The organism is Spirosoma sp. KNUC1025, from assembly GCF_045160025.1.
Classification (GTDB): Bacteria; Bacteroidota; Bacteroidia; order Cytophagales; family Spirosomataceae; genus Spirosoma.
Map to the genome: position 1 here is coordinate 5,706,971 of NZ_CP087139.1, position 20,515 is coordinate 5,727,485.

General features: G+C 48.4%; 17 protein-coding genes. 11 read left to right on the forward strand and 6 right to left on the reverse strand.

The window, feature by feature from the left end:
- The first annotated feature begins 130 nt into the window (after positions 1-130).
- Complete coding sequence (locus LN737_RS24965) at positions 131-1,543, forward strand: hypothetical protein (RefSeq protein ID WP_405520513.1); 1,413 nt, start codon at positions 131-133, stop codon at positions 1,541-1,543.
- Between the two features lie 51 nt (positions 1,544-1,594).
- The gene (locus tag LN737_RS24970) at positions 1,595-2,386 is read left to right on the forward strand and encodes a queuosine precursor transporter (RefSeq protein ID WP_405513040.1); all 792 of its coding nucleotides are present in this window, start codon (positions 1,595-1,597) and stop codon (positions 2,384-2,386) included.
- A 78-nt stretch (positions 2,387-2,464) separates the two neighbouring features.
- Here LN737_RS24970 and LN737_RS24975 read toward each other — a convergent pair whose 3' ends face one another.
- The 5 genes from LN737_RS24975 to LN737_RS24995 form a co-directional block, all read right to left on the reverse strand.
- Positions 2,465-4,339, reverse strand: a complete 1,875-nt coding sequence (locus LN737_RS24975; RefSeq protein ID WP_405513042.1) for a cytochrome-c peroxidase — start codon at positions 4,337-4,339, stop codon at positions 2,465-2,467.
- Positions 4,340-4,448: 109 nt separating this feature from the next.
- Positions 4,449-6,869 carry a M4 family metallopeptidase gene (locus LN737_RS24980; RefSeq protein WP_405513044.1) on the reverse strand — a complete coding sequence of 807 codons (2,421 nt, stop codon included), beginning with the start codon at positions 6,867-6,869 and terminating at the stop codon, positions 4,449-4,451.
- Positions 6,811-7,506 (reverse strand): hypothetical protein, encoded by a 696-nt coding sequence (locus LN737_RS24985; RefSeq protein WP_405513046.1) that lies wholly within the window; start codon positions 7,504-7,506, stop codon positions 6,811-6,813. The genes LN737_RS24980 and LN737_RS24985 overlap by 59 nt, the downstream gene beginning before the upstream one ends.
- Positions 7,507-7,532: 26 nt before the next feature.
- Positions 7,533-8,027, reverse strand: coding sequence for a hypothetical protein (locus tag LN737_RS24990; RefSeq protein ID WP_405513048.1), 495 nt, complete (start codon positions 8,025-8,027; stop codon positions 7,533-7,535).
- Between the two features lie 367 nt (positions 8,028-8,394).
- On the reverse strand, positions 8,395-9,153 hold the full coding sequence (locus tag LN737_RS24995; protein WP_405513050.1) for an RNA methyltransferase: 759 nt from the start codon (positions 9,151-9,153) through the stop codon (positions 8,395-8,397).
- A 10-nt stretch (positions 9,154-9,163) separates the two neighbouring features.
- Between LN737_RS24995 and LN737_RS25000 the strand changes: the two genes are divergently transcribed.
- The 6 genes from LN737_RS25000 (at position 9,164) to secG (ending at position 16,824) form a co-directional block, all read left to right on the forward strand.
- On the forward strand, positions 9,164-11,806 hold the full coding sequence (locus tag LN737_RS25000; protein WP_405513052.1) for a BamA/TamA family outer membrane protein: 2,643 nt from the start codon (positions 9,164-9,166) through the stop codon (positions 11,804-11,806).
- 179 nt (positions 11,807-11,985) lie between these two features.
- A complete protein-coding gene (miaB, locus tag LN737_RS25005; RefSeq protein WP_405513054.1) occupies positions 11,986-13,440 on the forward strand; it encodes a tRNA (N6-isopentenyl adenosine(37)-C2)-methylthiotransferase MiaB in 1,455 nt (484 codons plus the stop codon).
- Positions 13,441-13,498: 58 nt separating this feature from the next.
- Positions 13,499-14,854 carry a sigma-54-dependent Fis family transcriptional regulator gene (locus tag LN737_RS25010; protein ID WP_405513056.1) on the forward strand — a complete coding sequence of 452 codons (1,356 nt, stop codon included), beginning with the start codon at positions 13,499-13,501 and terminating at the stop codon, positions 14,852-14,854.
- A complete protein-coding gene (gene lptE / locus LN737_RS25015; RefSeq protein WP_405513058.1) occupies positions 14,844-15,404 on the forward strand; it encodes an LPS assembly lipoprotein LptE in 561 nt (186 codons plus the stop codon). The genes LN737_RS25010 and lptE overlap by 11 nt, the downstream gene beginning before the upstream one ends.
- A gap of 89 nt (positions 15,405-15,493) precedes the next feature.
- Entirely contained in the window at positions 15,494-16,354 is an 861-nt protein-coding gene (locus LN737_RS25020) for a hypothetical protein (RefSeq protein ID WP_405513060.1), read from the forward strand.
- A gap of 65 nt (positions 16,355-16,419) precedes the next feature.
- On the forward strand, positions 16,420-16,824 hold the full coding sequence (gene secG, locus LN737_RS25025) for a preprotein translocase subunit SecG (RefSeq protein ID WP_405513062.1): 405 nt from the start codon (positions 16,420-16,422) through the stop codon (positions 16,822-16,824).
- Between the two features lie 64 nt (positions 16,825-16,888).
- Here the strand turns inward: secG and LN737_RS25030 are convergent, their stop codons facing one another.
- Positions 16,889-17,320: a hypothetical protein gene (locus tag LN737_RS25030; protein WP_405513064.1), complete on the reverse strand. Its 432-nt coding sequence runs from the start codon at positions 17,318-17,320 to the stop codon at positions 16,889-16,891.
- Between the two features lie 524 nt (positions 17,321-17,844).
- Between LN737_RS25030 and groES the strand changes: the two genes are divergently transcribed.
- The 3 genes from groES (at position 17,845) to LN737_RS25045 (ending at position 20,474) form a co-directional block, all read left to right on the forward strand.
- Entirely contained in the window at positions 17,845-18,141 is a 297-nt protein-coding gene (gene groES / locus LN737_RS25035) for a co-chaperone GroES (protein ID WP_012925587.1), read from the forward strand.
- 127 nt (positions 18,142-18,268) lie between these two features.
- Positions 18,269-19,906 carry a chaperonin GroEL gene (groL, locus tag LN737_RS25040; RefSeq protein WP_405513067.1) on the forward strand — a complete coding sequence of 546 codons (1,638 nt, stop codon included), beginning with the start codon at positions 18,269-18,271 and terminating at the stop codon, positions 19,904-19,906.
- A gap of 148 nt (positions 19,907-20,054) precedes the next feature.
- Complete coding sequence (locus tag LN737_RS25045; protein WP_405513069.1) at positions 20,055-20,474, forward strand: DoxX family protein; 420 nt, start codon at positions 20,055-20,057, stop codon at positions 20,472-20,474.
- Positions 20,475-20,515: the final 41 nt, after the last annotated feature.

Genomic DNA, 20,515 nt, shown 5'->3' on the forward strand with positions numbered 1-20,515 from the left:
CTGTAATTTTACCGAGAATAGTCCTTGGCTTCGCTGTCATTGGTCATTGGTTACTAGTCATCAGCAAACATGACTACTGACTAATCAACCAATGACCAATGACTCAATGACCAATGACGAACTAATCATTTTGCTACGTTTCTTTCAATCATATTTTCCCTATCAATACGTCAGCTTACTGGGGCTGCTGATCCTGATCCGGCTGCCGCTGTTGCTGCATTCGTTTCCGCTGCTGATTCCAGAGCTGAACTGGATGATCGTCGGCGAGCGGATCAGTCAGGGGAACCTGCTTTATCGCGACATCTGGGATAGCGTGAGTCCGCTTTCGGCGTTGGTGTACTGGGGAATCGACAGTGTGTTTGGCCGTTCGCCCGTAGCGCTACATGGTGCGGCTACGCTCGTGTCTGTTTTTCAGATCGTTTATTTCAATCGGCTGACAAACATTCGCGACGTGTATCCAGACCGCTCGTTCTGGCCGGGGTTGATTTATATGCTGTTCATGCACCTTTCGTTCGACTGCCTGACGCTTTCGCCTGTACTGATGTCGACAAGCTGGCTGCTTCTTGCGTTCGGAACGCTCATTCGGCAGATGGATCGCCGGGGCGCGACCGACGAAGTGTTTGAAGTGGGATTTTACATTGGCATAGCCGGATTATTCTACCTGCCTTCGGCTTTATTCATCCTCTGGGCCATTGTATCCCTGCTTTTTTATACGGGCGCTACGTTCCGGCAGTACTCCCTGTCTGTATTTGGCTTTCTTTTCCCAATTGCCGCTACGGTGCTGTTCTACTACCTGAACGACAGCTTCGATGATTTCAACCGAAACCTGCTGGCATCGGTATTCCGGGTCCGGCAGTATTCGCTTTCTGATTTCCAGTCGCTGTTTGCGTCGCTGCTGATTCCGCTGGGCTTGGGTGTTCTGGGGTTCCTGAGTCTGTTCAATCGGGCGGGTCGTTACGTTAATTTTCAGCAGCGTGTGCAGCAAATCATGATGATCTGGTTTGTGATAGCTGTTTTAACCATCGGGCTGATGCCCTTTATGGCACCCATGGCGTTCTTAAGTTTTGTGCCGCCAATGGCTTATTTTACCTTCTACTATTTCGAGAATATACGAAAAGTCTGGCTGGCCGAAACCAGTTTTTCAATTGCGTTTATCCTGATGCTGCTGCTGTTTTACCAGGGAGCTGTAGGCCTCATTCCCGGTGCAGAGCTGGGTCGTCTGAGCAGTTTACAGGTACGTTCGTCGCCCCTCCCAGCCGACATCCGCGACCGTCGTGTACTCATTATTGGCGAAGACTTGAGTGCCTATCGGCAGAACCGGCTGGCAACGCCTTATCTGAATTGGGATCTGGCGAAGTATGACCTCAAGAATCTGGATAATTACGAATCTGTCATTAATGTGTTTGATCACTTTCGGCAAGACCCTCCGGATTACATCGTAGACCGGGAAAACGTGGTTCAGAAATTGTTTCAACGGGCTCCGGCAATAGCTGCTCAGTATGAGAAAACATCTGTAACGGATGTGTATAAGCGAAAAAATTAGTTGTTCGTAACGTAACTTGCCGCTACTGACCGATGCCTAACGACTGACTCTATGCCTTCCGCTTCATTCACGAATAAACGTACCAATCTATACATCTTCCTGAGTGCCGTGTTTCTGACCAATGCGCTCGTGGCCGAAATTATCGGGGTTAAAATCTTTTCGGCCGAGACGCTGCTTGGAACGAAACCCGCTCAAATCCATCTATTCGGCGATTTTGTCCTCGATTTCAATCTCACAGCAGGCGCTGTCATCTGGCCGTTCGTATTCATTACGTCCGATATTATCAACGAGTATTTCGGCAAAGCGGGTGTTCGCCGTATCTCCTTCCTGACGGCTGGTTTTGTTGGCTATAGTTTCCTGATTATTTACGCCGTTACGAACCTGCCACCCGCCCAGTTCTGGCTCGATGTAAATGCAAAAGACGGAGCCGGTAATCCGATCAACATTAACAACGCGTTTCAGATGATTTTCCGGCAAGGGCTGGGCATTATCATTGGGTCATTGACGGCCTTTCTGATTGGACAGATTCTTGACGTTTATGTCTTTCATTCACTCCGCAAAATTACGGGCAGTCGAAAAATATGGCTCCGGGCCACGGGCTCTACGTTGGTGTCGCAGTTGGTCGATAGCTTCGTTGTGCTGGGCATTGCCTTCTACATTTTCGGCAACTGGTCGCTTACGCAGGTACTGGCTGTGGGTATTATCAACTACATCTACAAAGCTACATCGGCCGTTGTGCTCACTCCGCTGCTCTACGTAGCGCATTACTTTATCGACCGCTATCTAGGCAAAGAACACGCTGAAGAACTGGCAAACGAATCGGCGATGAGTTCGTTTATGTAAAGTCATTGGTCATTGGTCGTCAGCAAAAACGACTAATGACCAGTAACCCGTGACCAATGACCAACCACTAATGGCCAATCAGTAATTGCCTCCGATTTTTCGATTACTTAGAGCTGGGTTTCCCTCGATAGCGGGTAAATGAGCTGGCCGCTGGTTCAGTCCGACGGTATCGGTTAAGGAGTGCATAAACGCCACCAGTGCTTTCTTTTCGACCGTTGTCAGGTTGAGTTTTTTTTCGGACAGGGTCTGCCCTTCGAGATGAACGCCGATTCCACGTCCCCCGCCCCGATCATAAAAATCCACAACCTGATCCAGTGTTTTGTACGCACCGTTGTGCATATACGGCGCCGTCAGAGCAACGTTACGTACCGTCGGTGTTTTAAACGAAAACCGATGTAGTTCTTTTTTATGGGCATTAAACCGGCCAGGGTCATCATCGAGCCGGGCGTTCCGAATTTTACGCCGACGCGGTACGCCAATAATTTCGCTCTCTACTTTCTCATAATGCGGAGGAACAAACCCATTATAAATCGGAAAGAAATGGCAGGTAGCACAGCGAGCCTTTCCCAGAAACAGATTGAAGCCTAGTTTCTCATCAGCCGATAACGCTACGTTTTCGCCCCGCAGATATCGATCAGAACGAGCCTTCAGGCTGGTCAGGCTACGAATATACGAAGCCAGTGCATTTCGGATATTGGACGCGCTTAAGCCGGTCGGAAAAGCCTCAGCAAACCACTTTTTGTACGTATCACTCCCCGACAGTTTCTGTACTACCTCATCAGGCGAGGTGTGCATTTCGTGGGCGTTACTCAGTACGTCGTGCGCCTGATCTTCAAGAAATGACACCCGCAAATCGTAAAATTGTGCATTCTGTAAGCCAGCATTGATCAGGGTAGGCGCGTTACGTATCACGGACTTTCGACCGCGGAAAGCCCGACTTTTCACGCGCTCATCCGTAAAGGCCCGTTCAGGCTGATGGCAGGAAGCGCAACTCCGTTCGTTATTTCCCGACAGAAGCGGATCAAAAAACAAGGTTCTGCCCAAAGCCACTTTGCTGGGCGTACTGGCAAACATGCCGAAGTTAATCAGGTAGTTAGGCCGAAAAGCGCCGGAATCTGACAGGGTGGCCACCGAGGGCGACAAAAACCGTCGATTGGCCGGAGCCGGAATCCCCAACGTTTCGCGTACCTGCTGTAGCTGTCGGCAAAGCGGGTACAGTTGCTGACGAATAAACGAAACCCGGTCAAAGCGGCTAAAGTCCGACGCCTGTTCAAGCGTATTAATGGCCTCTGCCCAACAGTGTTTAAGCTGCGTAGCTCTTGGTCCGGTAAGTTTCTCGGTATATGGCCGAAAGTTTTCCTGAAGCGAACGTAACGTAACGGCCGCTTCCGCTAAGCCCGTTTGTGTTTCGGGGGCGTCGTACCCGGTTATGCCCCAGGTCAACAGCCGGAACAGTTCCTGCCGCATGGCTGCCAGAATAGCTGTATCCGTCAGCTGATCTTCGGGAATACCCCGCTCCAGCCGCTCCGAATAGGACAGCAATACGTTGAGTTCGCGGATGAGGCTAGCCTTCTTCGTCGCATCATAGGCTGGAAATAAATAAGGTTCTATGACCTGTAAGCCCGTAGGCGGATTCAATTTCTGACCCGGTTCATCGACTTCCACTTCCACCACCGGCGGGCCATTGACATGGGTTGCCAGAAACGGCTGAAAATACTCGACCAGCCACTCGATACGTTTGTAATCCTGACGACAGCGCTTGAACGATAGCTGGAGCGAATCAGCTGGCGCATTGTTAAGCGTATATTCTGTCAGTTTCTGTACCTGTTGATGAAACTGATGTTTATCGGCCAAAAATTGCTGATAAACCCGCTTACCATCGGGTGGAGACGCCTGAGGCAGAAAGGCCGCCACAGCGCATATCACGAAAAGCAGACCCGGTAATCGATACATAACGAAAGTCGTTCATTGTGCATAATAAACACACTGGATTATAAATACAAAGACCTGCTCCAATCCGAGCAGGTCTTTGTATTTATAGAAATTTCACTGAATGGAATTCTTACTCTTTTATCAGTTTCTGAATTATGCGCTGTTGTTCAAGTATAACCTCCAGTGCATATATCCCAGTTGCCAACGACGAAATATTTAAAACTTGTTCGTTCCGACCAGCTACACTCTTATACACCTGCTTTTGCTGAACGCGACCCTGCAAATCCAGCAACCTAACCGGCACATCGCCTGCTTCCTTCAGGAAAAACGTGACGACAACCTCATCCTGAGCCGGATTAGGACGAACCTGCACCAAGGATACCGATTCGGCTGTAGGCTCAGTGGCACCCACTCGAAGACCATTGGTCGAAAAATAAATAGCACCATCAGCCGAGGTTCCCTGCTGATAACCTGGTGGTGGACTGACATTGCTGGGTTTTGTCAATCCCCACCAGTCTGTATCACCCACGTTGAGGCAAGAGCGGTATTGGTCGGCCCCGGCGTCTTTGGTGAAGTTATCCCAAAAGTTGTTACCTCGAACATAATATTTATCATTTGAGGAACCCGGTATGGCCGTAACCAATGCATGGAAGCTATTAGGGAATGTCCGAATTTCAACGTTTAAGCCGTTCCAGGTACCCACATGACGCGGACTAACATCGCAGGGATTAACTGGGTTTGTGCCATTCTGGGCAAAGAAAACGGCTCCATCTTGCTCTGCGCCCTGATAATAGCCTGTAGGCGGTGTTAAACCACTCGGCAGACTCAATCCACCCCATGCTGTACTCCCTGCATTGAGGCAGCTTTGCAAACCAGTCGCACCCGGATCAAGCGTGAAATTACCCCAGAAATTATCGCCACGGGGATAGTATTTATCGGGTGGTGCCGTTGGCAAGGTAGTCACCAGCACATTTTTGCCCGAAATCTGACGAATCTGTACAATTAAGCCCGCCCAGGTACCCACATACCGAGGGCCATTGCTGAAATCGCAGGTAGCGCCACTGCAATGCACACCTACCATCAGGCTACTGATGGGTGAATAGCAGCCTGGCTTATTGAGTGTTACCGTATATTGATAATTGCCCGCCACCGATGGAGTAATGGAACTGATGCTGGAGCCCCCCGAATTATACAGAATATTTGGCCCTGTGATTGAATAGTTCACTCCCCCACACGACCATCCATTTGGGCTATTGCAACTCGCGTTCAGCGTGATGGCCTGGTTACAGCCTACATAGGTAGTAGTGGTTAGTCCGGCATCGAAATCACAACTCGGATCACATCGGTTGGCTGAGGGTAAGCCACCAAGCCGCCACGCTTCAATAACGGCCCGTTGCTGAGGGGAGCAAGCCCCATAGAGTTCGCGGGCAGCGGCACTGGTCGCATCGCGCATGTCGGCATAGTTGGACGTACTCTGTGTATGACAACGCACTGCCCGGTAGACAATTTTGATAGCGTCATCGAAGCTAATGCTGTTCATGGCGTGTGTGCCCGCCGGAAACTCACCCGTACATAAGGTATGAAACCACTTGTTCATGACTCCGCTGTTAGTATGAACACCACACCAGTCATTAATGGCAGGACAGGAAGTCGCTGTGGCAGTCGGAAACCAGTTAGGATCTGTAGTTCCATAAACGCTGGGCTGGCCGAAGTCTTCAGGTCTGGCCATACTTCGTCTGGGCAAAACTCCCTGTCCATCTTCACCCACTGTCCAGTTCCAGTTTGAGGGGTTTGTTTGATTGGGATCAGGGAATAAATATCGCTCAAAAGCGGTGCCGAAAATATCAGAAACCGCTTCGTTCAAAGCACCCGGTTCCCGGTTGTAATATTCTTTAGTACCCAAATAACTGTTGTACTGGGTTATGGCATGGGTATATTCATGACCCAGTATGTCGGCCGTTAACCAGCTTATAGTACTGGCGTGACCAAAACCCATTGTACTAATGTTATCCCAGCCTGCATTAGAATCGTTCACATTCACTAATACATGCGGATACTTACCATTTTTATCAATGCCCTGCTGCCCTCCATCAACCTGTAGGTAGAACGGATAAACCCGTTGGGTGAGCCAGTGGGCCATGGTACCAACTTGATTAGTAGCGCCCCATGCTGGCGTTAGATTCAGAATTTCAGAACTAACCTCCCAAAGAGATGTATAAGTTGGATGTGTTGGTGAGGTGGTTACATTGTTGGCATCCCGAACAATCAGATCGGTATTATTGGGTAAGGATAGCCGATACCGTGCGCCCAGGGAGGTCGAAATGGGTTCGGTTTCAAAAGTACCTACCCCTTGTGCACCAAAATACCGGTTATTATTGATACCAAAGGGAGTGAAGGTCGATACGGTTAACGGGTTAGCTACTCCTGAAGGACTATGCGTATGCTCAATTGGGCGAAGCGGTACTAGAGCTGGTTTCGTAGTATGGATAGGGCTAAAACAACGGCTGGTGAGCGCGGCTCTCTGAACAACCTGTCCTGTAGTGGCATCCACATAAATTCGTTGGGGTTCCCAATGCGCTCCGCTTCGTTATGCCATCAACCAGTATATCGAAGGCATAACAGAGTTTGAAGTTCTGACTGATGACCTCTTCGCCAAGCCTAACGATCAGCAATTCACCTTTCGGCAAGTCTTTCCCTTTCAGATCATCCAGTGTCAGTTTCTGGTCGGTTAAGGCGATCTCCAACGCTTTTCGTTCGAACATAGGCTTGCTTACATCCAGTAACAAATCTTCGACTATGCGTCCGTGTGCCGTTTGGAGTCGCTTGTTGCGCGAGTGCAGTGAATACTCTACCCCCTCGACCCGGATATTTTTATAATAAAGCTGAAAACGCTGGTGGCGCATTTCCCGAAAATCGGTTTCATCCCGGGTCTGCTTGAGATGGTAGCCTTCGCCCAGACCCAGATTGGCCCTAAAGCGCGTGAAGAACTCGTCAGGATTGATGGCTTCGGTGTCTTTGTCCTGACGGAACTCCAGCCAGCCATTCTCAGTAGCTTTGCTAGTCAGAGCCAGCAGGGCTTTTGTCTTCTCCCGAAGGTATTTGGGGCTATACTTCTGACCATAAGAAGTATTTATGTCACATATGATTATATTAATTAAAAGAAAACAAAAGAAGGTAGATGACTTCATGGTGGTGTAGTGGTTAGGTGAATGAGCTACTGGTTTGCTTTAATGCGGTCAATGTGCAGGTAATAGACAGGCGTAGCATCGAAAGTAGCAAAGTCAGGGTCATTATAGAGTTTTCCCCAGACTCGATATTGATAGGTTGATGCTGTATCAGCGATAATTCCCGGAGGAATAACCTTTAACCCTACTGTTTTGTCAAAACTTAACTCGCAGATCTGAATCATTTGTACATAAGACTTAAGGTTAGTAACGGGGAAAGATGTGTTGAATTTTTTGGGTTGGGGTTCTTTAAAATATACACCTATTGCTTGCCCGTAATAACTTCCGAGTAGGTTCGTTTCGACACTATCCAAATCGGCCACATAGTAATACCTTCGAGAACCCCCACTCATGCAACAAGTGCCATCATTGCAGGCCAATGGAAAAATAGAATCCGGCTCAGGCGGGTCTTTCTTACAGCCCGCACCCAACACCAACCACAGCACGCCTATAGCGGCCAGGCTCCGCAGTTGATTAGTCTTCATACAAAGAAATGGTTTACATGAATTTAGTGACAATAGCAAGTAATCGTTATTACAAGATCAATTTATAATAAAAGTATTTTTTATAGTATTATTTACATGTAAATATATACAAATTGAAATCAAATATATTTGTCGTATTCTCTTAAATAGATAAATTGAGTATCAATTGCTTACAAGTCCAGTGGAATGCTTGTTACGTGAATGCAGCAAATACTCTACCCCTCCGACCCAGGTATTTTTACAATAAAGCTGAAAACGTTGGTGGCGAATTTCCCAAAAATCGGTTTTGCCCTAAGTAGGTTTTACGTACTAGCCCTCACCCAAACACTTACTAAGGTATTCTGAAGAAATTGCCAATTGGGTTTGACTATTGGCCGCTGTTAGCGCGTCGGATATTATCTAACAATATAGCCGTAGCAATACCTACGTTCAACGATTCGGCGTCGCCGTAGCGCGGAATGGTTACGCGCTGTGTTACGTATTGGGCCACCTCCGGGCGAATACCATTCGATTCGTTGCCCATGACCAGATATCCCGACTTCGCAAATGGCTGCGTATGTACATCGGCCCCGTCCAGGAAAGCACCGTACACCGCTAACTGCCCGCCCGACTGGCTAAGTACGTTAGTTACGTCTCCATACCACCAATTTACGCGGGTAAATGAGCCTTTGCTAGCCGAAATAACTTTCGGATTATAGACATCGGCGGTGGTTTCGGAGCATAGAATTTTACGAACACCGTACCAGTCAGCAATGCGGAGAATCGTACCCAGATTTCCCGGATCGCGGATATCGTCTAAAATTAGCGCAATCTCGTCGGGTTCGGCCAATAGTGGCCCGTTTTCCTTCGTTCTGACAATAGCCAGCGCGGCATTGTTACTTTCGAGCGTACCGGCTCGTTCGAGATCAGCGACCGACGCAATTTCGACAGGTATTCGTTGGCGGTCTGTGAGGTGAGCGTTTTCTTTGTAGAACGCTTCAGTGGCCACGACCAGCTCCGTCTGGAAATTCGATTGCAAAACTTCCTGCACGCTCTTGGCTCCTTCTACGAGAAAAGCGCCATGCTGATGCCGGTATTTTTTCTGATGCAGCGACTGAATATATTTAAGTTGATTTTTGGAAAGCATGTTCTTTAGAATGAATAATGTAAACTGGATAAGAGGTACTGTTGGGCAAAAAAATGGCCCTCCTCATTGTTCATTCTTCATCATTCATTGTACGTTAATTTTTCTGCTCTCCGGCTGTTTAAGCTCGAAAGAGTACTTACTGACCTCCCAAACGATACGTGGGAATCGCACGATTTCCAGCGAAGCCCTCGAAAGCCTGATTCCCCAAAAGCCGAATCGCCGGGTGCTGGGCTTGCCCATCACTCCTCCGCTCTGGTTTTATCAACTGGGTTTACGTCGGTATAATCGGGAAGCCGCCTTAAAGAATCTGCAGGACAAAACTAACGAATTTGAGCAGCAAAGTCAGCAACTGGCCAATGACCCGAAGGCGCTTAAAGCGCTGAACCGGCGCTATAGCCGCCAGTTGAAGCGCCTGCGCCAGAAAGCGGAAGAAGGCAACTGGCTCATGCGAAGCCTGGGCGAACCGCCCTCCTATTTTGTTGAGGCCAATGCCAAAGCGAATGCGATTAAAATGCAGAAGTACCTGTCGGACAAGGGCTTTTTCAACGCCCAGACGCGTTACACGCTCGATACATTACGTCGCCGTCAGATACGGGTCAATTACCTGATTAAAGAAAATGCAGGTTTTTATCTGCGGAATATCACGTACCAGATTGCCGATCCGCGGGTTGATTCCATTGTCCGGCAATCGTTCGATCAGTCGCGCCTTCACGTAGGCGACCGGTTTGATTTCGATAATATGTCGGGCGAACGGCTTCGAATCGAGTCGTTGTTACGTGACCAGGGCTATTACGCCTTTTCGCGGCAATACATTCGGGCAACCGATGTCGATACGATTCGCCGGGGGCACGACCGCCGGTTCTTTCAGGGGCTTGAACCGGGCGACTCTACCCGACGTAGCGTTGATATTGCCCTGCAGATTGCGAATCCTCCGGGTCAATCAGCCCATCCGATTTACCACATTGGCGCCGTAGAAATGCACATCAGCTCCAGCGAGGCCACCCCGAATGGCGCGCCGGCAGCGGGCACCATTGCCGATCACGATACACTCAGACGTAACGGAATTTCCTATTTGCTGGGGGAGCGTGACATCTCCCTACGGCTCTTGAATTCAAAAATCCTGTTCCGGCCGAATCAGCTCTACAGTCAGACCAACTACCGCGATACGCAACGGCAGCTCTTTCTGCTGAATCAGTTCAAGTTTGTCAACATCAACTTCATCGACACCACGAACCGACGGCTGCACACACTGATTACTGCCACTCCATTAGACAAATATGAGGCCACTGCCGAAGGCGGAGTAACCGGTCTGCTTTATCAGGGTCAGGGGTATCCAGGAGGGTTCGGTAGCTTGATTTTTCGGGTGCGCAACATGTTTGGAGGTCTTGAAACCTTCGAGACTTCAGTCCGCTTTGGCCTTGAAGCACAAACGGGATTTGTGCCTGATCCATCCAAGCCCGACCAGTCAGTTTATACGTCCCAGGAACTAGGTATCAGTAGTTCACTTATCTTCCCACAAATTTTATTTCCGGGGGGCATCCGCTTCCGTTTCAATCGCTACGCACCTCGTACCCAGGTCAGCCTGAGTTTCAATAATACGTTTCGCCCTGATTTTCAGCGATCGTTATTACGAGCAACAATGGCGTACAATTGGCAAACGACGTCTTACAAACAATTCAGTTTTTTTATCGCAGATATTAACCTGATTAATGCGGGCGATGGTACCAACAGAGTTATCAGTGATGCGTTCAAAGTACAGCTTGATTCGTTAACTGCACAGGGGAGTACGGTTTATTTAAATTTTTTCCGGCGCTCGTTAAGTTCAAGTTTCAGCTTTGCGTACACTCATAACACGAATATTCCCGGCCAAAACCGTCGCGCCAATTTCCTGCGCACTGTATTCGAGTCGGGTGGAACGACCCTCAATCTGTTTTCAAATCAAAAAGTTGATGCGTGGAGTCAGGAAAATGGAGGAATAGGCTTACAGCTTTATAAATTCATACGAACCAATATCGACTACCGATATTACATGCCGGTTCGAAATCGGGCAACATTGGCTTTTCGCGTGAATACAGGAATGGTATTCGGCTACGGCCCTAATAATCAGGTTCCCTACGAAAAATTCTTTTTTGCTGGCGGTAGTAACAGCGTAAGGGCCTGGCTGCCCAGACGCCTGGGGCCAGGAGCTGCCTTCCCGTCGGAAGCCGGACATCCCGACAAACCGGCACAAACATCCACCGGCCAATTCGTATATTTATTTGAGCAACCCGGCAACATACTTTTTGAAGCTTCTGCTGAGCTACGGGGTCGCTTGTTTCATCTTGGCGCCGACGTAAACGGTGCTCTTTTTATCGATGCAGGTAACGTCTGGCGATTGAGTAACAATTCCAGTCGGCCGGGGTCGGTTTTTCAATTTGATACCTTTATCCCGCAGATTGCGGTGGGAACCGGCGTTGGGCTACGGTTTGACTTCTCCTTTTTTGTAATTCGATTCGACGGCGGTATTAAAGTTTGGGACCCGGTCCGAAAATACGTTGATAGCGAAAAGGGCTTAGTAAACAACCGTTTCATTCTACCCGAGTTCTCGCTCAGCAAACTCTCCAAAGGCCCCAATCCACTCGTGATCAATTTCGGTATCGGTTATCCTTTCTAAGAGAGAGCTTTCTTCTCTTAAGAGAATTTAACGCCTATTATCTGCCAAAATGACAGCTTTTTCAAGGCTTTCTTTGTAATTTTGCACCTCAGTTTTCCAGTTGTTCAGTTAATCAGTCGGTCAGAAGATGACAGTTGTTCAACGAATCGACCGGTTAACTAGCTAACTCATTGATTATTATGACGCTCATCCCCGAACTGACGATTCTACAACCTGCCGATAAAGAACAAATCGATTTACCCCATACCTCTGAAGAGGAACTGGCGGTGGGTAAGAAACGACTTTATATCGAAAGCTACGGCTGTCAGATGAATTTCGCCGATAGCGAGATTGTTGCGGCTGTGATGCGTAACGCGGGTTTTGCCACAACTTCATCGGCCGAAGATGCTGACCTTATTTTTCTGAATACCTGCGCCATCCGCGACAACGCCGAGCAAAAAGTTCGCAATCGACTCAAGCACCTTACTGGCCTGAAACGTCAGAAACCGGAACTATTGGTAGGTATGCTCGGCTGCATGGCCGAACGCCTGAAAACAAAGTTGCTGGAAGAAGAAAAAGTCGTTGACATCGTAGCAGGCCCTGATGCCTATCGCGATATTCCCAAGCTTGTTGAAGAAGCCGAATCAGGGCAGAAAGCGGTCAACGTATTTTTGTCGCGCGAGGAAACCTACGCCGACATTTCGCCTATCCGCCTGAATTCCAATGGCGTGACGGCTTTTATTTCGATCATGCGCGGTTGCGATAATATGTGCAGTTTCTGCGTGGTGCCATTCACACGTGGCCGCGAACGGAGCCGTGACCCACACAGTATCGTTCGTGAGGCTCAGGATCTCTTCGACCGGGGCTACCGCGAGGTAACGCTGCTCGGCCAGAACGTGGACTCCTACAAATGGAATGATGAATTAAGAATGATGAATGATGCACAGCAATCTGATCAAACTAATTCATCATTAGACTTTGCTGGTCTCCTTGAAATGGTGGCGCAGATTCACCCCGATCTGCGCGTACGTTTCTCGACATCACACCCCAAAGACATTACGGATGATGTGCTGCATACTATGGCTCGTTACGACAACATCTGCAACTACATCCACCTGCCCGCCCAGAGCGGCAACAGCCGGGTGCTAAAGCTGATGAACCGGACGTACGACCGCCCCTGGTACATGGACAAAATCAGAAGCATTCGCCGGATTCTGGGCAACGACTGCGGCATATCGACCGACATGATTTCTGGCTTTTGCACCGAAACCGAAGAAGAACATCAGGAGTCGCTGTCGTTGATGGACTTCGTGCGGTACGACTACGCCTACATGTTTGCTTACTCGGAACGTCCGGGTACGCTGGCGGCCAAGAAATACGCCGATGACATTCCGGAAGACGTAAAGAAACGGCGGTTGAACGAGATCATCGCGAAGCAGCTGGAACACTCCGCCGAGCGGAATCAGCGCCACATCGGACAAGTGCAGCGGGTACTCATCGAAGGCACTTCCAAACGGTCGGAAGACTTCCTGTGCGGTCGGAATGACCAGAACAAAATGGTCGTTTTCCCGAAAGGAGAATACCAGAAAGGTCAGTACGTGAACGTATTGGTTACCGAATGTACATCAGCCACGTTGCGGGGAGAAGTAATATAGTCATTGGTCATAAGTCATTGGCTATCTACCAATGACTTATGACCGATTAGCAACAGATATGAACAATCAAGAAATACAGTCTGTCAAACAGCGTTTCGGGATCATCGGTAATGCGCCTGCGCTGAACTACGCCATAAACGTAGCGATGCAGGTTGCCGCGACTGATTTGACCGTGCTGATTACAGGCGAAAGCGGTAGCGGGAAAGAATCATTTTCCAAAATTATTCATAGCCTGAGTGCCCGTAAGCATGGACAGTTCATCGCCATCAACTGCGGAGCCATTCCAGAAGGCACCATTGATTCTGAATTGTTTGGCCACGAGAAAGGCTCCTTTACGGGCGCCGTTGATTCACGTAAAGGGTATTTCGAGACAACGAATGGCGGAACAATTTTCCTGGATGAAATCGGCGAAATGCCCCTCGGTACACAAGCCCGGTTGTTACGGGTATTGGAAAATGGCGAATTTATTCGGGTCGGTTCATCCAAAACGCAGAAGACCGATGTACGCGTGGTAGCCGCCACGAACGTGAACCTGATGGACGCTGTTGAGAAAGGCAAGTTCCGGGAAGATTTATACTACCGGCTAAATACAGTGCCCATTTTCGTTCCTCCCCTCCGCGAGCGGGGCACTGACATCGAACTGCTGTTCCGTAAATTCACAACCGACTTCGCCGAACGCTACCGAATCAAACCGCTTCAGTTGACGGAAGATGCCAAGCAGTTGCTGATGAGCTTTCCGTTTCCGGGAAATATTCGGCAGCTGAAAAATATTGCCGAGCAGATTTCTATCCTCGAATCGGAGCAGAATAAGCCGATTGATGCAGCCACACTGACTAGATATCTGCCACAGGCACAGCAGCCGAATCGTTCGCTGGCGTTGTTTCCACAAGCGAATGGAAGTGCCGAGAACTTTTCGGAGCGTGAGCTGCTCTATAAAGTGCTGTTCGATATGCGCCGGGATGTCAACGATCTGAAAAAACTGGTTCGCGATGTGCTGGGTAATGAACAGGATGGCCGTCAGATACTGCATAATCACAAAGATCTGTTTGATTCAATAACGCCTGAAAATGAGTCCCGTCCATCGGCAGACGTTGGTGTAACGCGCTTTTTGCCTGCCACCAACGGGGCCGTCCGGCCAGAAACCCCGCCCCCTTCTGAAACGTATGGTGGGCATCCACCTGTGCAAATCTTCGACGATGTTGATGGTGATATCAACGACGTAACGGAAGTGGAAGATGTGACCCACGAAACGGAAGAAGATGACTCCCTTTCGCTTGAGCGGCAGGAGAAAGAGATGATTCTGAAAGCCCTGCGACGGAATAATAATAAACGGAAATATGCAGCTCAGGCACTCGGTATCTCCGAACGGACGTTATACCGAAAAATCAAACAGTATGAGATTGATGAAGAGTAAGTTTTTAATGATGAATGATGAATTAAGAATGATGAATAGCAAGAGATTGCACTTTATTTTATCATTTATCATTCTTAATTCATCATTCTTAATTCAGTCCTGCGGGGTTTATTCCTTTACGGGAACGACCTTATCACCAGATATAAAGACCGTAACGGTTAATAACTTCGTACTGGCAACCGCTGGCGGCCCGGCCAACCTGCCTTTGACGTTTAATGAAAAACTGAAGGAGTATTACCAACGCTATACGAACCTGAAAGTCGTTCCGGCCAATGGAGATATCGTGTTGGAAGGAAACATTACAGGCTATGACCTGCTCGCCGTGGCACCGACGGCACAGGATCAGGCAGGGGTAAACCGTCTGCAAATCACCGTACTGGCGCGGTTTTACAATAATAAAGACGAGAGCAAGAACTTCGAACAGTCCTTTTCTTTCTATCAGGATTTTCCACAAAATCAAACGCTTAGCCAGAACGAAAGCCGATTGGTCCCCAAAATTCTGGATCAGATTGTACTGGACATTTTCAATAAAACGGCCGCCGACTGGTAATATGAATGATGAATGATGAATGATGAATTGTAATAAGTTTTTTTAGCATTTATCACTCATCATTCATCATTCATCATTACTTTCGAACCATGCTTGCTCTCGACAAAGAAACCTTCTCTTACTGGGTCACTCATCCTGAGGATCTTACTCCTACAGATCTTGTCCAATTGCAGGAAAGCGTGACCGTTTACCCGTATTGCCCGGCGCTGCACACGCTGATGGCAAAAGCAGCATCTGTTCATCAACGTAGCCAGACCATCCCGTACGTTCGGCAGGCAGCCGCTCATGCGCTGAGCCGGAATGCCCTGCGCAAACTGATCGACAATGAGTTTCAATGGTCGGAAAATCTGCTAACAAAGCTCAATGAATTGTCGGCAAAGCATGTTTCTATTCCCGACGATTACCAGCAGGAAAGTTATGCCCTTTTTAAATCCAAAGCAGGGTTTAGCAATGGATTTCCCAAGCTATCGCTTCTGCAATGGACTGGAGACATTGACCAGAATGACGGGGCTACTGATGACGTGGCTTCTTCGCAATCCGAACTTGCCGGGAACGTACCAACGCCCGAAGACCCGACGCTACGGGAAACCAGTCTGCAAAATGACCTTGCTCAAATAGCGGAGACGGCACCCGCTCCCCCCGCTTTATCGCCCGCCGACATCGAGCGGAAGCGGCAGATTGATCTGATCGAAAGTTTTATTAAAAACGAGCCCCGCATTTCTCCTATAAGAGCCAAACCCGACGAACCTGTCGAACAGGAAGATCTGACCAAACGGATCAAACCCGTTGGCAGTGGTTTCGTAACGGAAAGTTTCGCTAAAATTCTGGCCAAACAGGGTAAAGTAGATAAAGCTGTTGAAATCTATACCCAGTTGATGGTGAAAAATCCCGAAAAAAAGGCGTACTTTGCGGCAAAAATCAGTGAATTAAAGGGTGGTTCAACTAAGTAATAATTCCTTTTTCACTGACAACTGAACTTGATAAACGCACCGGCGTCCCGGTGGTAACAGATTTCATGATTACGGCAATTATTGTTCTTATTTGTATTGTCACGGTTTTGCTGATTCTGATTGTTCTCATTCAGAACTCAAAAGGCGGTGGATTGGCTGGTGAATTTGGCGGCCTGGGCTCCAATCAATTGATGGGGGTTAAGAAAACCACCGATTTACTCGAACAGATTACCTGGGGTCTTGGCATCGCCGTAATGGTTTTATCGCTGGCTTCCTATATCGTTGTAGACCGCAATCAGACCGGAGGCATCAACAGTGCTAACGTCGAACGGGCGCAGACCCAAACGCTGCCGGGTGCAGCTGCCCCAACTCCTGCTCCTAAGGCAGCTAATGGTGCAGCGCCAAGTCAGGCAGCTCCGGGCGCAGCTACACCGGGTGCATCGACTTCAGCCTTGACGCCACAAAAATAATTGATCGCTAACAGCGGTGTTTCGAAAGCCATTCCCAAACAGGAGTGGCTTTTCTGTTTGTCAGCTAAGCCGTAGCCCGCGCTAGCAGTTGACGGGCAATGGGTAGCAGCGTTTCCTGAACGGGATAGGCGCGTCGACTCACCAGTGTATACGTTGCGGGGTTGGGTAACTGACGGTTGCGACGAATCAGGTCGAGTTTAATGTTTTCGAACGTATTGACCAGACTCTTTCGAACAATATCGACCAGCCGAAGCTGAACCAGTCGGCCGCCGGGTTCCTGCTCTGAATACAATGTAATGCAGAAGTAATACACCTGCGTTTCGGTCTGGTTCGTAGCGTGAATCAGTAAATACCCTTCTTCCGGACGTAATGGCAGCAAACCAACGGGTGCTAGTGTCAGTGAACTGGCAATTTCAGCCCAGCGTTGCTGTCCTTCTACCAGCATAGCCTGAAAACGAGGCAGGGCAAACTCCATAATAGCATCCATTTCGGCCATAAAGCTTGGGTCCGCTACCTCAGATTTATACTCAATTCGGGGGGAGGCCCACTTACTCGACTAATTCGCTTGGGAAAAGCCGCATTTAACGTACCTTTGCCCCTCGAAAAACGAATACCGGTATCGTAATGATCCTTTAATTCAGGTAAGTCAGGGCAAAGTTTGGATTCTGTGAAATTCTGCTGAACAGCCTGTAAGTATGCCATCACGACATATTTCTGATACTCAGCATCAAGCCAATTTTGCACAAACCAGTCAGATTGTAATTTTTTCATAAACCGGAAAAATCCATTTTAGCAGCGTATGATTAAGTCAAATTAATCATTAGTCAGCAAACTACCAAATTCTGTTAGCAGAAATGTACAATCTACCGAATTAAAAATAACCAAATTTCCCAGTGGCAGTGTGTCAGTCTAAATCCTGAAAATTTGACAGTTTAACGGGATTGGCACAAAAATTGGCGATTTGCCAACGTCGTGTAAATAATACACTCATAGTTTAAAAACCTTAATCAACTCATTATCATGGTAGCAGAAACGGAAAGCGTTAAAGTGAACGTGAAACCGCTGGCCGACCGGGTGTTGGTAGAAGCCGCACCGGCAGAAGAGAAAACCTCGTTCGGGATCATCATTCCCGATACGGCGAAGGAAAAACCCCAGCGTGGTACGGTCGTTGCCGTTGGCGCAGGCAAGAAAGATGAGCCGCTGACGGTTCAGGTGGGCGATACGGTACTGTATGGCAAATATGCTGGTACAGAAATCACCGTTGATGGCAAAGAGTACCTCATCATGCGCGAATCGGACATTTTCGCAATCCTGTAATTTAATGATGAGTGATAAATGATGAATGATAAATTGGTTTCCTAAGGATCGCAATTCTCATTCATCCCGTTCATTCATAATTAATCATTCATAATCGCACCGGCGACCCGGTCATCATTAACCAACAATGGCTAAGAAAATATTTTTTGACACAGAAGCTCGCGAGCGCATTAAGAAGGGTGTTGACACCCTGGCCGACGCGGTGAAAGTAACTCTCGGACCTAAAGGCCGGAACGTAATTCTAGATAAAAAATTCGGCTCGCCAACTATCACCAAAGATGGTGTAACGGTTGCCAAAGAAATTGAACTGAAGGACGCCATGGAAAACATGGGCGCTCAGTTAGTAAAAGAAGTCGCTTCGAAAACCGCTGATTCAGCTGGTGACGGTACAACAACAGCTACGGTATTAGCCCAGGCGATCTACTCGATTGGTGCAAAGAACGTAGCGGCTGGTGCTAACCCAATGGACCTGAAGCGTGGTATTGAGAAAGCTGTTTTGGCCGTTGTAAAAAATCTTTCCGAGCAGGCTCAGACAATCGGTGACGATTTTGGCAAAATCGAGCAGGTAGCTACCATTTCAGCTAACCACGATGAAGAAATCGGTAAGATGATTGCCGAAGCCATGAAGAAAGTAGGTAAAGAAGGTGTTATCACGGTTGAAGAAGCGCGCGGAACCGAAACGGAAGTTAAAACCGTAGAAGGGATGCAGTTCGACCGGGGTTACCTGTCGCCTTATTTCGTGACGAACACCGAGAAAATGGAAGTTGAACTGGAGCGTCCGTTCATCCTGATTTCGGAGAAGAAAGTTTCGTCAATGAAAGAATTGCTGCCGGTTCTGGAGCAGGTCGCTCAAACAGGCCGTCCGCTGCTGATCATCGCTGAAGACGTTGATGGCGAAGCACTGGCTACGTTAGTAGTTAACAAAATCCGTGGTGCCCTGAAAGTAGCCGCTGTAAAAGCGCCTGGTTTCGGTGATCGCCGGAAAGCCATGCTGGAAGACATCGCTATCCTGACAGGTGGTCAGGTTATCAGCGAAGAGCGCGGCTTCAAACTTGAAAACGCAACGATCGATTACCTGGGTCAGGCTGAAAAAATCCTGATCGACAAAGACAATACAACTATTGTTAATGGTGTTGGTCATAAAGATGATATCACGGGCCGCGTGAATCAGATCAAAGCCCAGATCGAAAACACGACCTCAGATTACGACCGCGAGAAATTGCAGGAACGTCTGGCCAAGTTGTCGGGTGGGGTAGCTATCCTTTACATCGGTGCAGCTACCGAAGTAGAAATGAAAGAAAAGAAAGACCGTGTTGACGATGCGCTGCACGCTACCCGCGCTGCCGTTGAAGAAGGTATCGTAACCGGTGGTGGTATTGCGCTGATCCGCGCTATCTCGGCTCTGGACGCTATCAATGCGATCAACGAAGACGAAAAAACCGGTGTTAACATCATCCGTGTTGCCCTCGAATCTCCGCTCCGTACGATTGTTGCCAACGCCGGTGGCGAAGGTTCAGTAATCGTTAACAAGGTGAAAGATGGTCAGGGTGGTTTCGGCTACAACGCGAAGAACGATACGTTCGAAGATCTGTTTGCAGCCGGTGTCATCGATCCTAAGAAAGTTACGCGTCTGGCTCTGGAGAACGCAGCGTCTATCGCTGGTCTGTTGCTGACAACCGAATGTGTAATCGCTGATGAGCCAGAAGAAGCTCCAGCCGGTGGCGGTGGCCATGGTCATCCAGGTGGCATGGGCGGCATGATGTAATCTAGACCGCTCCGGCGGCCCGGCGGGATTTTTTTGATTTTAAAGATTTCCCTGATATCTGTAAAAATGCCCTCGTTCGAAAGATCGGGGGCATTTTTTGTTTTTTCTTCGTTGATTTGGGGTCTAATGACCTTACCCTTACATTTTTATGAAGAAATTTTTATCAGCAGAAGGTTTGTTTCAGGAGGGTGGCCTTACGTTTGTTCGGATTGTTGTAGGCTTACTCCTGATCTATCATGGATGGGAAGTATTTGACCCTACCAAAATGAAAGAGTATGCGGTTTGGGATGTTTTTAAAGAATCATCATCCCCTTCGTTTATGGTTTATCTTGGCAAAGGTTCTGAGCTTGTGGCGGGTATCTTACTGACGGCCGGTTTTCTTACCAGAATTGCCTGTCTGATTATTATTGGCACCATGCTTTACATTACGTTTTTCATAGGCCACGGAAAATTCTGGTATGAAGACCAACACCCATTCATGTTCGTTTTGATGGGGCTAGTCTTCTTTTTTACCGGAGCTGGCAAGTGGAGCCTGGACGCTTTATTCTGGAAGTCTACTTACAAATAAAAGCGAATGAGTTCATCGAAAAACTGTTCTGTAGACAAACA

Excerpts from the sequence above, each read along its gene's own strand:
- LN737_RS25010 (WP_405513056.1), top strand. The coding sequence starts at position 13,499 with ATGAACAATCAAGAAATACAGTCTGTCAAACAGCGTTTCGGGATCATC.
- LN737_RS24975 (WP_405513042.1), bottom strand. The coding sequence starts at position 4,339 with ATGTATCGATTACCGGGTCTGCTTTTCGTGATATGCGCTGTGGCGGCC.
- LN737_RS24990 (WP_405513048.1), bottom strand. The coding sequence starts at position 8,027 with ATGAAGACTAATCAACTGCGGAGCCTGGCCGCTATAGGCGTGCTGTGG.
- LN737_RS25000 (WP_405513052.1), top strand. The coding sequence starts at position 9,164 with ATGAATAATGTAAACTGGATAAGAGGTACTGTTGGGCAAAAAAATGGC.
- LN737_RS25020 (WP_405513060.1), top strand. The coding sequence starts at position 15,494 with ATGCTTGCTCTCGACAAAGAAACCTTCTCTTACTGGGTCACTCATCCT.
- lptE (WP_405513058.1), top strand. The coding sequence starts at position 14,844 with ATGAAGAGTAAGTTTTTAATGATGAATGATGAATTAAGAATGATGAAT.
- LN737_RS25045 (WP_405513069.1), top strand. The coding sequence starts at position 20,055 with ATGAAGAAATTTTTATCAGCAGAAGGTTTGTTTCAGGAGGGTGGCCTT.
- miaB (WP_405513054.1), top strand. The coding sequence starts at position 11,986 with ATGACGCTCATCCCCGAACTGACGATTCTACAACCTGCCGATAAAGAA.
- LN737_RS24970 (WP_405513040.1), top strand. The coding sequence starts at position 1,595 with ATGCCTTCCGCTTCATTCACGAATAAACGTACCAATCTATACATCTTC.
- LN737_RS25030 (WP_405513064.1), bottom strand. The coding sequence starts at position 17,320 with ATGGCCGAAATGGATGCTATTATGGAGTTTGCCCTGCCTCGTTTTCAG.
- LN737_RS24995 (WP_405513050.1), bottom strand. The coding sequence starts at position 9,153 with ATGCTTTCCAAAAATCAACTTAAATATATTCAGTCGCTGCATCAGAAA.
- secG (WP_405513062.1), top strand. The coding sequence starts at position 16,420 with ATGATTACGGCAATTATTGTTCTTATTTGTATTGTCACGGTTTTGCTG.
- LN737_RS24985 (WP_405513046.1), bottom strand. The coding sequence starts at position 7,506 with ATGAAGTCATCTACCTTCTTTTGTTTTCTTTTAATTAATATAATCATA.
- groL (WP_405513067.1), top strand. The coding sequence starts at position 18,269 with ATGGCTAAGAAAATATTTTTTGACACAGAAGCTCGCGAGCGCATTAAG.
- groES (WP_012925587.1), top strand. The coding sequence starts at position 17,845 with ATGGTAGCAGAAACGGAAAGCGTTAAAGTGAACGTGAAACCGCTGGCC.